The sequence below is a fragment of the Streptomyces sp. NPDC056580 genome, from assembly GCF_042793175.1.
In the GTDB taxonomy this organism is placed as follows: domain Bacteria; phylum Actinomycetota; class Actinomycetes; order Streptomycetales; family Streptomycetaceae; genus Streptomyces.
On record NZ_JBHTVE010000011.1, the window covers coordinates 238,400 to 251,348 of the forward strand.

A 12,949-nucleotide genomic window follows, 5' to 3' on the forward strand; every position below is an offset into this window, starting at 1 on the left:
CCGCCGGGCACGGGCGGGCGGAACGCGCCGGCTAGCGGTTCGGGGGCGGCCCCTCGATCGGGCGGCCGGGGACGCCGGGGCGCCGCTGCCACGGCCGGGGCCCGGTGGGCGGCCGGTAGCCGACGCCGAGGGCGTCAAGTCGCCGGTAGTGGGCGGCCATACGGCGTTCGAAGGCCGCGAAGTCCCGGTCCGCCGGGGCGGGCAGCCGGCTCCAGGCGACCTCGGCGAGGGCGGCGAGCCTGGGGAAGGCCTGGTAGTCCACGCGCGCGGTGTCCTCCATCACCTCGGTCCACAGGTTGGCCTGTGTGCCCAGCACGTGCCGGGCCTGCTCGCCGGTGAGTTCGGCCGGCACCGGCTCGAACCGGTAGACGTCCTCCAGGGTGCGCACGAAGCCGATCGGCACGGGTTCGTCGTCCCCGGGAGCCTGCCGGTGGTCCAGGTAGACGTACTGCTCGGGGCACATGACGACGTCGTGCCCGGCCCGCGCTGCGGCGACCCCGCCGCCGTAGCCGCGCCAGGAGGACACCGCCGCCCCGGGCGCGAGTCCGCCCTCCAGGATCTCGTCCCAGCCGATGAGGCGGCGCCCGCGCTCGGCGAGCCAGGCGCCGAAGTGGCCGATGAACCAGGCCTGCAGCTCGTCCTCGCCGGCGAGCCCGAGGTCCGCGATCCGCGCCTTCGCGGCCGGCGACAGGCGCCACTGGTCCTTGCGGCACTCGTCGCCGCCGACGTGCACGAACTCGGAGGGGAACAGTTCCAGTACTTCCTCGAACACCCCTTCGTAGAACCTGAGGGTGGCGTCGCCGGGCGACAGCACGTTGGCGGAGATGCCCCAGTCGTCCCAGACGGTGAGGGCGGAGGTGTCCACGACGTCGGCGTTGCCGAGTTCCGGGTACGCGGCGATGGCGGCCTGCGAGTGGCCCGGCACGTCGATCTCCGGGACCACGGTGATGTGCCGTTCGGCGGCGTAGGCGACGATCTCCCGGATGTCGTCCTGGGTGTAGTGACCGCCGTGCGGCTTCTCCTCCCACAGCGGTGAGGCGCGGTGGCCGAATCTCGTCCGCGCCCGCCAGGAGGCGACCTCGGTCAGCCGCGGATACCGCTCGATCTCGATGCGCCAGCCCTGATCGTCCGTCAGGTGGAAGTGGAAGACGTTGAGTTTGTGCGCGGCCATCAGGTCCAGGTACCGCAGCACGCCCTCCTTGGGCATGAAGTGCCGGGCGACGTCCAGCATGAGGCCGCGCCAGCCGAACCGCGGGGCGTCCTCGACGGTGAGCCGGGGCAGTTCCCACTCCCGGCCGGGGCGCAGCGGCGCGCGGCGGAACGCGTCGGGTCCGAGCAGTTGCCGGAAGGTCTGCGCGCCCCAGAAGACGCCCGCGGCACTGCCGCCCTGAATGCGGGCCGGGCGGCCGTCGGTGACGAGGCGGTAGCCCTCGGGGGGCAGGTCCGCCTCGATGCTCAGCACGAGGCGGTCGTCCCGGCCGTCCGCCTCCGGCAGCGGCAGGCCGGTCGCCGCGCCGACGGTGGCCCGCAGCCACCGGGCGACGCCCTCCGTGCCGGGCCGCGCCTCCAGCGCCGTGCCGGCGCCGATGCTCGTGCGCCCGGCGGTGTCCGGTGAACAGTGCGCCGGAGCCGGTATCAGGTCCGCCATGTCAGTCACATCGGTCCTCGACGAAGGGATGCGTTCCCGCCCGGGCACCGCGTCGCGGCACGACGTGTACTTCGCGGTGGTGCGGCACCGAGGAGGCTATGGCCGCGCGAACGCGCCGACAAGAGGTCTGGACCAGTTGGCGGCCGAAAAGCACAAAGACCCCCGGGTCCGCGCCGGTGGCGCGTCCCGGGGGCCCGGAAGCCTTCAGGCGGTCGGCGGGCGGGCGCCTACTTGTCGCCGCCCTTGTCGTCGCCGCCGCTGCCCATGGACTCGTAGATCTCCTTGCACATGGGGCACACGGGGTACTTCTTCGGGTCGCGGCCCGGTACCCACACCTTGCCGCACAGCGCCACGACGGGGGTGCCGTCGAGGGCGCTCGCCATGATCTTGTCCTTCTGGACGTAGTGGGCGAAGCGCTCGTGGTCGCCGTCGCCGTGGGACACCTGTGGCGTCGGCTCTACGAGGGTCCCCGTACCAGTCCCGCGCTCGGGCTCGAGAGTGCTCATATCGCAAGGGTACTGAAGGCCGGGGGGATCAGTTGAGCGAAGGGTCGTCGGGATACGTGGCGACCATCGCCAGCTCGTTGCGCTGGCGGCGCAGCACCTCGCGCCAGAGGGTCTCCGGCGCCGGGCAGGACACGTCACCCGGCTCGGACTCCACGACGTACCAGGCGCCCTCCACCAGTTCGTCCTCGAGCTGACCGGGTCCCCAGCCGGCGTAACCGGCGAAGATCCGCAGGGAGCCGACGGCCGGGGCGAGCAGCTCCGGCGGGGCCTCCAGGTCGACCAGTCCGATCGCGCCGTGCACCCGCCGCCAGCCGAGCGGGGCGCTGTCCCCGTTCGCGCCGCCCGGGATGACCGCGACGCCGAGCGCCGAGTCCAGTGAGACCGGGCCGCCCTGGAAGACCACTTGGGGCTCGCCCGCCAGATCGGCCCAGCCCTCCAGGATGTCGCCGACGTCCACCGGGGTGGGGCGGTTGAGGACGACACCGAGGGAGCCCTCCTCGTCGTGGTCGAGAAGGAGCACGACCGCACGGTCGAAGTTCGGGTCCGCCAGGGCGGGGGTTGCCACGAGCAGCCGCCCTGTGAGCGAGGACACCTCGGTCATGCCAGACATGATCCCGCATCTTGCCCCGCCGTGGGGAGCCAATCGGAGTGCGCGGGTGAACGCGACTCAGAAGCGGTCGGGGCGCGCCCGCGCCGGTGACCCCGTGTGCCCGGCGGTGAACCGTTCGTGTTGTGACACAGCTATGACGCCGCTGCGCGGTACTTGGGCTTACAGGACGGGGGTAGGAGGCGATTACCCTGTCTCTCCGGCCCCCGCGCAAAGTGATCGGCCGGCCCCTGCCCGACTCATCGGAACGCGAGTTACATGACCGTCAACGACGATGTCCTGCTTGTCCACGGCGGAACCCCGCTGGAGGGCGAGATCCGTGTCCGCGGTGCGAAGAACCTCGTACCGAAGGCCATGGTCGCCGCCCTCCTGGGCAGTGCGCCGAGTCGACTGCGCAACGTACCGGACATCCGTGACGTGCGCGTCGTGCGCGGCCTGCTGCAGCTGCACGGGGTCACCGTCCGCCCGGGTGAGGAGCCCGGTGAGCTGGTGCTCGACCCGACGCACGTGGAGAGCGCGAACGTCGCCGACATCGATGCCCACGCGGGTTCCAGCCGTATCCCGATCCTCTTCTGCGGCCCGCTGCTGCACCGTCTGGGCCACGCGTTCATCCCGGGCCTCGGCGGCTGCGACATCGGCGGCCGGCCCATCGACTTCCACTTCGACGTGCTGCGGCAGTTCGGCGCGACCATCGAGAAGCGGGCCGACGGGCAGTACCTGGAGGCGCCGCAGCGGCTGCGCGGCACGAAGATCCGGCTGCCGTACCCGTCCGTCGGCGCGACGGAGCAGGTGCTGCTGACGGCGGTGCTGGCCGAGGGCGTCACGGAGCTGTCCAACGCGGCCGTCGAGCCGGAGATCGAGGACCTCATCTGCGTGCTGCAGAAGATGGGCGCGATCATCGCGATGGACACCGACCGCACGATCCGCATCACCGGTGTGGACAAGCTCGGCGGCTACACCCACCACGCCCTGTCGGACCGCCTGGAGGCGGCCTCCTGGGCGTCGGCGGCGCTGGCGACCAACGGCAACATCTACGTCCGCGGCGCCCAGCAGCGCTCGATGATGACGTTCCTGAACACCTACCGCAAGGTCGGCGGCGCCTTCGAGATCGACGACGAGGGCATCCGCTTCTGGCACCCCGGCGGGCAGCTCAAGTCCATCGCGCTGGAGACGGACGTGCACCCGGGCTTCCAGACCGACTGGCAGCAGCCGCTGGTGGTCGCCCTGACCCAGGCGACGGGCCTGTCCATCATCCACGAGACGGTGTACGAGTCCCGGCTCGGCTTCACCTCGGCGCTGAACCAGATGGGCGCCCACATCCAGCTCTACCGCGAGTGCCTGGGCGGCTCCGACTGCCGCTTCGGCCAGCGCAACTTCCTGCACTCGGCGGTCGTCTCCGGGCCGACGAAGCTGCAGGGCGCCGACCTGGTCATCCCCGACCTGCGGGGCGGCTTCTCGTACCTCATCGCGGCCCTGGCCGCCGAGGGCACCTCCCGTGTCCACGGCATCGAACTGATCAACCGCGGCTACGAGAACTTCATGGAGAAGCTCGTGGAGCTGGGCGCGAAGGTCGAGCTGCCGGGCAAGGCGCTCGGCTAGCCGGAACACGCCGAAAGGGCGGCCCCCCTCGGGATGAGGGGGGCCGCCCTTTTCGACGCCTTCGGCCGAGGCGCCCCCCAGGGGCGCGGGGAACTGCGCGACCAGCCGCAGCGAACCCGCGGTCACCCGCGGCGCTGCGTCAGAACGGCGCTGAAGTCACCCGGCGCCACCGAGCGGAGCGCTTGCGCTTACTTGCCCTTGGCCGCTTCCTTGAGCTTGGAGCCCGCGGAGACCTTCACGCTGTAGCCGGCCGGGATGTTGATGGGCTCGCCGGTCTGCGGGTTGCGCGCGGTGCGAGCGGCACGGTGGGTGCGCTCGAAGGTCAGGAAGCCGGGGATGGTGACCTTCTCGTCGCCCTTGGAGACGATGTCGCCGACGACCTCGGCGAACGCGGCCAGAACGGCGTCGGCGTCCTTGCGGGTCACCTCGGCGCGGTCGGCCAGCGCGGCCACCAGCTCACTGCGGTTCATGTTGTTACTCCCGTGTTCTTCTTGCCGTTGAGGCGTGAGGTGAGATCGATGCCGATGCGCTCGCGCCCAAAGACGCATCCTGCCCCTACCTGCGGCGGTAATGCCAATCCGGCACCCGTAGGAGTCGTGAGAACACCCTAGGGAGTCACACGAAAAGCGCCTGCTCGGCCGTCACCCTAGAGGGCGTCCGCCAGTGGGAGGTTCCACGACGCGCCGGTGCGGGGGCTGCCGTGTCGATCCTCACAGCCCCTGCACCATACGGTACGGCGGCTACGACGCCGTGCCCACCGCCCTGGCGGCCTCGCGCACCGCGCCCGCCACCGCGCCCGCGACCTTGTCGTTGAAGACGCTCGGGACGATGTAGTTCGGGTTCAGCTCGTCCTCGGTCACCACGTCGGCGAGCGCCTTCGCGGCGGCGAGCATCATCTCGGTGTTGACGGTACGGGACTGGGCGTCCAGCAGGCCGCGGAAGACACCCGGGAAGACCAGCACGTTGTTGATCTGGTTCGGGAAGTCGGAGCGGCCGGTGGCCACCACGGCGGCCGTCTGGCGGGCGATCGCCGGGTCGACCTCGGGGTCGGGGTTCGCGAGCGCGAAGACGATGGCGCCGTCGGCCATGGCGGCCACGTCGTCGCCGTCCAGGACGTTCGGGGCCGAGACGCCGATGAAGACGTCGGCGCCGCGCACGGCCTCCTTCAGGGTGCCGGTGAGGTTCTCCGGGTTGGTGTTGTCCGCGATCCAGCGCAGCGGGGAGTCGGCCGGGGCGTCCACCAGGTCCTCGCGGCCGGAGTGGACGACACCGCGGATGTCGGCCACCACGGCGTTCTTCACGCCGGCGGCGATCAGCAGCTTGAGGATGGCGGTGCCGGCCGCGCCGGCCCCGGACATCACGACCCGGATGTTCTCGATCGCCTTCCCGGTGCAGCGCAGCGCGTTGGTCAGGGCGGCGAGGACGACGATCGCGGTGCCGTGCTGGTCGTCGTGGAAGACCGGGATGTCGAGGGCCTCGCGCAGCCGGGCCTCGATCTCGAAGCAGCGGGGGGCGGAGATGTCCTCGAGGTTGATGCCGGCGAACCCGGGGGCGATCGCCTTGACGATCTCGACGATGGCGTCGGTGTCCTGGGTGTCCAGGCAGATCGGCCAGGCGTCGATGCCGGCGAAGCGCTTGAAGAGGGCCGCCTTGCCCTCCATGACGGGCAGCGCGGCCTTCGGGCCGATGTTGCCCAGGCCCAGCACGGCGGAACCGTCCGTCACGACAGCAACGGAGTTGCGCTTGATGGTGAGGCGGCGGGCGTCCTCGGGGTTCTCGGCGATCGCCATGCAGACCCGGGCCACGCCGGGCGTGTAGACCATCGACAGGTCGTCACGGTTGCGGATGGGGTGCTTGGACGCCATCTCGATCTTGCCGCCGAGGTGCATCAGGAACGTACGGTCGGAGACCTTGCCGAGGGTGACGCCCTCGATGCCCCGGAGCTTGCCCACGATCTCGTCGGCGTGGGCCGTCGAGGTGGCGGCGATGGTGACGTCGATGCGGAGTTTCTCGTGGCCGGACGCGGTGACGTCGAGGCCGGTGACCGAGCCTCCGGAGGACTCCACGGCGGTGGTGAGCTGCGAGACGGCGGTTCCGCTCGCGGGCACCTCCAGCCGGATGGTCATCGAGTAGGAGACGCTGGGCGCCGTTGCCATGGCCGACTTCCTCTGCTTTCACCGTGTCGCGAGTTGTGCCGTCCGATCGTCGCACCTACCCCTGAGTACGTGGTAGTCGCCCCGGATTGCGGACGTTGTGTTCATGACGGCACGTCTTTTCGGAAAACAACTTCCACAATACGAGAGGTGATCGACCAAAGAAAGAGGCCCACGTCACATCGGACGTGGGCCTCTCACGTTGATGACACCGACCCGCCATGCTCGCCTCGCGGCAAGTGGTCCCTCTGAGGGACGAAGGTTGGGCCCGGGGGCTTGGATCGGGCCGGTGCCACGTCAAGGCTAACAAACAGATGCCGGAGGCCATTCCCGGCGCGGGGACTTCGTCGAAATCAGTCCCTGAGCAGGTCCGGGACGCCCGCCGCGTCCGGCTCGTCGCGCTCGCCGGAGACCACCGTGAGCTGCTGGGTGGCCCGGGTCAGCGCGACGTACAGCACGCGCAGGCCGGCCGGCGACTCGTCGGCGATCTCCGCCGGTGAGACGACCACCGTGGCGTCGTACTCCAGGCCCTTGGCCTCCAGGCTGCCGAGCGCCACCACCCGGTCGCCGAGCCCGGCCAGCCAGCGGCGGGCCTCCTCGCGCCGGTTCATGGCGACGACCACCCCGACCGTGCCGTCCACCAGGCCGAGCAGTCGCTCGGCCTCCGTGCGGACGGTCCTCTCCAGGGCGTCGCGCGCGCCCGCGCCGGATCCGTCGCCCACCGTCACGAAGCGCGGCTCGACCCCGGTGGACCGCACCGCGGAGGGCGCCTCGGAGCCGGGCATGGCGAGGGCCAGCACCTTGGCGGCCAGCTCCGCGATCTCGGCGGGGTTGCGGTAGTTGACGGTGAGCTGGAAGCGGCGCCGGGGACGGGTGCCGAGCGCCTCGTCGCGGGCCTGCCCGGCCTCGTCCGGGTCGGACCAGGAGGACTGCGCGGGGTCGCCGACGACCGTCCAGGTGGCGTGCCGGCCCCGGCGGCCCACCATGCGCCACTGCATCGGCGTGAGGTCCTGGGCCTCGTCCACGATGACGTGGGCGTACTCGGTGCGCTCCTGGGCCAGGCGCTCGGCCCGCTCCCGCTGGGTCTCCTCGCGCACCGGCATCAGCTCGTCCAGACCGGTCAGGTGGTCCAGCGGGTCGAGGTCGCGCTTCTTGCGCGGCCGGGCCGGGGCGCCGAGGATCGCCTGCAGCTCGTCCAGCATGGCGATGTCGTGCACCGAGCAGCCCTCACGGCGCAGGGAGCGGGCGACCTTGCGGACCTCGCCGGGGTTGAGGATCCGGCGCGCCCAGCGGCCGAGCCGCCGCTCGTCCGCCATGGCGTCGAGGACGCCCCTCGGGGTCAGCTCCGGCCACCAGGCGTCGAGGAAGGCGATGAAAGGGTCCTCGCCGGCCACGTCCTCGTCGAAGGAGGACCGCAGCTCGGCGGCCAGCTCGGGGTCGGTGTGCCGGCCGGCCGCGCCGGACCTGGCCCACAGCGCGTCCAGGAGCAGCTTGCGGGCGCGCGGGCGCAGCAGGTTGACCGGCGCGGTGCCGCCGAGGGCGGTGCGGCGGATGTCCGCCAGTTCGCCGGCCTCCAGTTCGAGGCGGCGCCCGAAGGCCACGACCCGCAGCCGCTCCGGCGAATCCTTCAGCTCCAGCGCGCCGCGGGCGGCCTTCCGCAGCACCTTCAGCATGCGGTACGAGCCCTTGGCGCGGGCCACGGACGGGGAGTCGTACAGCGTGGCCTCGGCGCCGTCGACGAGCGAGCCGATGGCGCGGATCGCGACCTGGCCCTCCTCGCCGAGCGAGGGCAGCACGCCCTCGGTGTAGGCCACCAGCAGCGGGGTCGGCGAGACGATCAGGATGCCGCCCGCGTAGCGTCTGCGGTCCTGGTAGAGCAGGTAGGCGGCGCGGTGCAGGGCGACCGCGGTCTTGCCGGTGCCGGGGCCGCCCTCGACGTAGGTGACGGAGGCGGCGGGGGCGCGGATGACCAGGTCCTGCTCGGCCTGGATGGAGGAGACGATGTCCCGCATCGTGTGACTGCGGGCCTGGCCCAGGGCGGCCATCAGGGCGCCGTCGCCGATGACGGGCAGTTGCCGCCCGTCGAGGAACGCCCGCAGCTCGGGGCGCATCAGGTCGTCCTCGACCCCGAGGACCCGGCGGCCCTTGGAGCGGATGACCCGGCGGCGCACGACCCGGCCGGGGTCCCGGGGGGTGGACCGGTAGAAGGGGGCGGCGGCCGGGGCCCGCCAGTCGATGACCAGCGGGGCGTAGTCCGCGTCGAGCACGCCGATCCGCCCGATGTGCAGGGTCTCGGCGATGTCGGCGGTGCCGTCGGGCCGGACCGCGCCCTCGGCCGGTTCGACCGCGGTGTAGGCGCCGTCGGGGCCCTTCTTGCCGTCCTTGCCGGACAGCAGGTCGATCCGCCCGAAGAGGAAGTCCTCGAACTCGTTGTTGAGCCGGTTCAGGTGGATGCCGGCCCGGAACACCTGGGCGTCCCGTTCGGCCAGTGCGCCCGGCGTGCCGACCTGGCCGCGCTTGGCCGCGTCGTTCATCAGGAACTCGGCCTCGTGGATCTTCTCCTCGAGACGCCGGTACACCCGGTCGAGATGTTCCTGCTCGACGCTGATCTCCCGGTCACGAACGGAATCCTGAGCGTCGTGTACCGAGCCGACCGCGGACTGCTGAACCTGAGCGGCCACCGGGCCCCCTTCTGACGTGCTGGGCAGCCGTCAACCGTACGCGAAGGGGACCCGGCAAGGCTACGTGACTACGCGTCCCGCCCGGGCGGGACTACGCATCCACCTGCACGAGCTTCTTGCCGTCGAAGGTGGTCACCTCGAAGTAATCGATCTCGTCGGGCTTCAGCGCGGTGCCGCCGCCGATGTACAGCGGCTTGCGGGACTCCGGGGTCTTGGCGTCCGGGATGCCGTAGCCCCACTTGGGCACGGACCAGGACCCCAGGGTCTGGCGGTCGCCGTTGCTGCTGACGGCGACCAGCGAGCACTTCAGCGGCCCCTTGACGCCCTTGAGCTCGAGGACGGCCGAGGTGCCCCAGTCCTTCTCGCCCATGGCGACGGTCGCGCTGGCGCCCGTGGTGCTGTCGCTGCCGCTGTGCTTGTCCGGAAGCTGGTCGAACGTCGTCTGCGCGGTGGCGGCCAGGGGCTTGGCCGTCTGCCCCGGGTCGCCGCCGTTGCCCGCCATGACGGCCACCGGGCCGCCGATGATCAGCGCGGCGGCGGCCGCGACCAGGTAGAAGCCCTTGCGCCGCTTACGCGCACGCCGTTCGGAGACCTCGTCGACCAGCTTCTCCACCAGTCGCGGGCTAGGCCTGGCGGACAGCGACTCGCCGATCGCCGGGGTGCTGCCGGAACCCGGCAGGTCCGCCAGCGCGGCCAGCATCGGCTCCATGCCGGCCAGCTCGTCCAGCTGCTGGGCGCACCACTCGCAGGTGGCGAGGTGCGCCTCGAAAGCGGTCGCCTCGGCGTCGTCGAGGAGCCCGAGGGCGTAGGCGCCCACGGTCTCGTGCTCGCTCGGCACCGAAGATCCCTGACTGGGGCTCATGGGTCCAGAAATACCCGGACCACCCGGGCCGAATCCTTGCATTCCCCCGTATCCGCTGCTCATCACGCCGTCACCCCCCGCTCCTCCAGTGCCAGCTTCATCGACCGCAGGGCGTAGAACACCCGGGAGCGCACCGTGCCGCTCGGGATTCCCAGCGTCTGGGCCGCCTCATTGACCGTACGCCCCTTGAAGTACGTCTCGACGAGGACCTCCCGGTGCGCCGGGGTCAGGTCGTCGAGCGCGTCCGACAGCGTCATCAGCCACAGCGCCTTGTCGATCTCGTCCTCCGCGGGGATGACCTCCAGCGGCGACGGATCGACCTCCTGCGGCCGGGCCTGCCGGCTGCGGTGGCCGTCGATGACGATGCGGCGCGCGACCGTCACCAGCCAGGGGCGTACCGAACCGGTCGCCCGATTGAGCTGACCGGCGTTCTTCCAGGCACGGATGAGCGTCTCCTGCACGACGTCCTCGGCGCGCTGCCGGTCTCCGGCGACCAGCCTGAGGACATAGGCGAGCAGGGGTCCGGCGTGTTCGCGGTACAGCGCACGCATCAGCTCCTCGTCGGGTTCCGAGGGCTGTGAGGACATGCGATGTCGGGCCCTCGATGCACGTTCATTGGCCACGGCCGCATCCTTGCGCACGCCCACCTCCGGTGTCCGGGGGTTCCCCCAGTCGGTCGCTCGCCCACCGGTACGGACAGCGGCGGCCCGCTGTTCAAAGTGAGGTGACAGTTTTCCTGGAGGCGGCCGCCGGATGGGGACATGCGCACACATTCCCACCGCGTGGTGTTTACATTTCCGGCACATCACCGCGGCGGCCTCGCTGCCCGGGTGCGCGGATCCCCAAACCGGATGTTGCGCAAATCACTTGGCGCGCGGCAAGGGCGTTCGCCGCCGCTTCCCGGCAGAAGGGACGTACCGGGCGGTCAGGTTCGCGCGAGGGCCGCCCGCCGCCGGTGCCGGGCGACCCGCTCCCGGTTGCCGCACACCTCGCTCGAGCACCAGCGCCGCCGGTGCCCGCGGGAGGTGTCCAGGTACACCAGGGGGCAGTTGTCGCCCTCGCACTCGCGGACCGCGGCCCGCGCCACGGGGTCGGTGAGCAGTTCCACGGCGTCCCGCGCGACGAGCGCCAGCAGTCCCGCGCACTCGGGCGCCCGGGCCAGCTCCCGCACCAGCGCGCCGTCCGGGCCGCGCACCGCGCGCGGGGCCGGCGGCGCGGCGCGGGCGGCCTCGTTGAGCCGGCCGAGCGCGCGGTCGTACGGCCGCCGGTCCGCCGGGCCACTGCCACCGCCGCTGCCACTGCCACTGCCACTGCCACCGCCGCTGCCGCTGCCGCTGCCGCGCAGCAACTGCTGCACGTCCGCGCGCAGTTCCCGGAACCGCGCCGGCCAGGAGGCGTCGGCGTGCCCCAGCGGGGTGCCGGGCGGCACCAGCCCGGCGGCGGCGATCCAGGCGCGCAACGGCTCGACCGCGCCCAGCCGTTCGGCCGGATGCGCGGTCGCGAGGAGGTCCAGGCAGATCCGACCGGCGTCGAACCGCGGCTCGTTCGGGGCCGGGGCCGTACTCAGCGTCATGTGCCTGCCACCGCCTAGGACAGGGGGACCGTTGTGTCGCTCCCTTTCACAGTGCCCGCGCCGCCCGGCGCGGGGAAGCCTTCGGACGGTCTTCGCGGCGGCTTCCCGGCGGATCCGCGCGGCGGCCCGCGGCTCAGGCGTCCGCGTACTTCGAGTCCGCGGCCGGGTCCAAGGCCAGCCGGTAGCCCCGCTTGACCACCGTCTGGATCAGCTTGGGCGTGCCGAGGGCCGTGCGCAGCCGGGCCATCGCGGTCTCCACCGCGTGTTCGTCGCGCCCCGCGCCCGGCAGCGCCCGCAGCAGCTCGGCGCGGGCCACCACCCAGCCCGGCCGCCGCGCCAGCGCCCGCAGCAGCGCCATGCCGGCCGGCGGCACCGGCCTCAGCTCCCCGTCCACCAGCACCGCGTGGCCGCGGATCGCCACCTGGTGCCCGGCGACCGGCAGCGTCCGTGCCCGCGCGGGCAGTTCCTGGCACAGGAGCTGTACGAGCGGCCCGAGCCGGAACCGCTCCGGCTGCACCGTGTCCACGCCCCGGGCCTGCAAGGGCAGCGCGGTCACCGGGCCCACGCAGGCGGGCAGCACGTCATGGCCGAGCGCGGCCAGCACCTCACCGAGCAGCCCGCGCTCCTCGGCCCGCGACAGCAGCGACGCGGCGGCGGGCGCGCTGGTGAAGGTGAGCGCGTCCACCGCGCGGGCCACGACGGCGTCCAGCAGGCGGTCGACGGGCCCGAGGTCCTCCGGCGGCATCCACCGGTACACCGGCACCGGGACGACCTCCGCTCCCCCGGCCCGCAGCGCCTCCACGAAACCCGGCAGCGGCTCGCCGTGCAGCTGTACGGCGATCCGGCGCCCGTCGACGCCCTCCTCCAGCAGCCGGTCGAGCACCTCGGCCATGGACTCGCTGGACGGCGACCACGACTCGGTCAGCCCGGCCGCCCGTACGGCCCCCTTGACCTTGGGCCCGCGGGCCAGCAGCTCGACACCGCGGAAGCGTTCGAGCAGCGCCTCCCCGAGCCCCCATCCGTCGGCGGCCTCGATCCAGCCCCGGAAGCCGATCGCGGTGGTGGCCACCACGACGTCCGGCACCTGGCCGAGCAGCTCCTTGGTGGAGTCGAGCAGTTCGCCGTCGTCGGCGAGCGGCACGATGCGCAGGGCGGGCGCGTGCAGCACGGCGGCGCCGCGCCGCTGGAGCAGCGCGCCCAGTTCCTCGGCACGGCGCGCGGCGGTGACGCCCACGGTGAACCCGGCGAGGGGTCCCGGTTCGGGGTGCTGCTGTTCGTCGTCCATGGCTCTCCTAGCTGACCCGCATGCCGAAGGAGCCT

The 12,949-nt window shown here is 72.3% G+C and carries 11 protein-coding genes; 1 reads left to right on the top strand and 10 read right to left on the bottom strand.

Annotated elements, in window-relative coordinates; all coding sequences use genetic code 11:
* Positions 1-31: 31 nt before the first annotated feature.
* The 3 genes from ACFQ9Z_RS25460 to ACFQ9Z_RS25470 all read right to left on the bottom strand — a co-directional run bounded on the left by ACFQ9Z_RS25460 (position 32) and on the right by ACFQ9Z_RS25470 (position 2,755).
* Complete coding sequence (locus ACFQ9Z_RS25460; protein ID WP_383022925.1) at positions 32-1,648, bottom strand: beta-N-acetylhexosaminidase; 1,617 nt, start codon at positions 1,646-1,648, stop codon at positions 32-34.
* 227 nt (positions 1,649-1,875) lie between these two features.
* Positions 1,876-2,154, bottom strand: a complete 279-nt coding sequence (locus ACFQ9Z_RS25465) for a DUF3039 domain-containing protein (RefSeq protein ID WP_143638399.1) — start codon at positions 2,152-2,154, stop codon at positions 1,876-1,878.
* Between the two features lie 28 nt (positions 2,155-2,182).
* On the bottom strand, positions 2,183-2,755 hold the full coding sequence (locus ACFQ9Z_RS25470; RefSeq protein ID WP_383023087.1) for a YqgE/AlgH family protein: 573 nt from the start codon (positions 2,753-2,755) through the stop codon (positions 2,183-2,185).
* Between the two features lie 264 nt (positions 2,756-3,019).
* Here ACFQ9Z_RS25470 and murA point away from each other — a divergent pair, with 264 nt between their 5' ends.
* Entirely contained in the window at positions 3,020-4,360 is a 1,341-nt protein-coding gene (murA, locus tag ACFQ9Z_RS25475; RefSeq protein ID WP_383022929.1) for a UDP-N-acetylglucosamine 1-carboxyvinyltransferase, read from the top strand.
* Positions 4,361-4,548: 188 nt separating this feature from the next.
* Here the strand turns inward: murA and ACFQ9Z_RS25480 are convergent, their stop codons facing one another.
* The 7 genes from ACFQ9Z_RS25480 to ACFQ9Z_RS25510 form a co-directional block, all read right to left on the bottom strand.
* Positions 4,549-4,830, bottom strand: coding sequence for an HU family DNA-binding protein (locus ACFQ9Z_RS25480; RefSeq protein ID WP_067001509.1), 282 nt, complete (start codon positions 4,828-4,830; stop codon positions 4,549-4,551).
* 270 nt (positions 4,831-5,100) lie between these two features.
* Positions 5,101-6,516, bottom strand: a complete 1,416-nt coding sequence (locus tag ACFQ9Z_RS25485) for an NAD-dependent malic enzyme (RefSeq protein WP_383022932.1) — start codon at positions 6,514-6,516, stop codon at positions 5,101-5,103.
* A 350-nt stretch (positions 6,517-6,866) separates the two neighbouring features.
* Complete coding sequence (locus tag ACFQ9Z_RS25490) at positions 6,867-9,194, bottom strand: HelD family protein (protein ID WP_383022934.1); 2,328 nt, start codon at positions 9,192-9,194, stop codon at positions 6,867-6,869.
* 91 nt (positions 9,195-9,285) lie between these two features.
* Positions 9,286-10,056, bottom strand: coding sequence for an anti-sigma factor family protein (locus tag ACFQ9Z_RS25495; RefSeq protein ID WP_383022936.1), 771 nt, complete (start codon positions 10,054-10,056; stop codon positions 9,286-9,288).
* A gap of 62 nt (positions 10,057-10,118) precedes the next feature.
* Complete coding sequence (locus tag ACFQ9Z_RS25500) at positions 10,119-10,703, bottom strand: sigma-70 family RNA polymerase sigma factor (RefSeq protein WP_383022938.1); 585 nt, start codon at positions 10,701-10,703, stop codon at positions 10,119-10,121.
* A gap of 278 nt (positions 10,704-10,981) precedes the next feature.
* Positions 10,982-11,629: a CGNR zinc finger domain-containing protein gene (locus ACFQ9Z_RS25505; RefSeq protein ID WP_383022940.1), complete on the bottom strand. Its 648-nt coding sequence runs from the start codon at positions 11,627-11,629 to the stop codon at positions 10,982-10,984.
* 133 nt (positions 11,630-11,762) lie between these two features.
* Positions 11,763-12,914 carry a uroporphyrinogen-III synthase gene (locus ACFQ9Z_RS25510; protein ID WP_383022942.1) on the bottom strand — a complete coding sequence of 384 codons (1,152 nt, stop codon included), beginning with the start codon at positions 12,912-12,914 and terminating at the stop codon, positions 11,763-11,765.
* Between the last annotated feature and the right edge of the window lie 35 nt (positions 12,915-12,949).

Coding starts and splice junctions, on each gene's coding strand:
- ACFQ9Z_RS25460 (WP_383022925.1), bottom strand. CDS start 1,648: ATGGCGGACCTGATACCGGCTCCGGCGCACTGTTCACCGGACACCGCC.
- ACFQ9Z_RS25465 (WP_143638399.1), bottom strand. CDS start 2,154: ATGAGCACTCTCGAGCCCGAGCGCGGGACTGGTACGGGGACCCTCGTA.
- ACFQ9Z_RS25470 (WP_383023087.1), bottom strand. CDS start 2,755: ATGACCGAGGTGTCCTCGCTCACAGGGCGGCTGCTCGTGGCAACCCCC.
- murA (WP_383022929.1), top strand. CDS start 3,020: ATGACCGTCAACGACGATGTCCTGCTTGTCCACGGCGGAACCCCGCTG.
- ACFQ9Z_RS25480 (WP_067001509.1), bottom strand. CDS start 4,830: ATGAACCGCAGTGAGCTGGTGGCCGCGCTGGCCGACCGCGCCGAGGTG.
- ACFQ9Z_RS25485 (WP_383022932.1), bottom strand. CDS start 6,516: ATGGCAACGGCGCCCAGCGTCTCCTACTCGATGACCATCCGGCTGGAG.
- ACFQ9Z_RS25495 (WP_383022936.1), bottom strand. CDS start 10,056: ATGAGCCCCAGTCAGGGATCTTCGGTGCCGAGCGAGCACGAGACCGTG.
- ACFQ9Z_RS25505 (WP_383022940.1), bottom strand. CDS start 11,629: ATGACGCTGAGTACGGCCCCGGCCCCGAACGAGCCGCGGTTCGACGCC.
- ACFQ9Z_RS25510 (WP_383022942.1), bottom strand. CDS start 12,914: ATGGACGACGAACAGCAGCACCCCGAACCGGGACCCCTCGCCGGGTTC.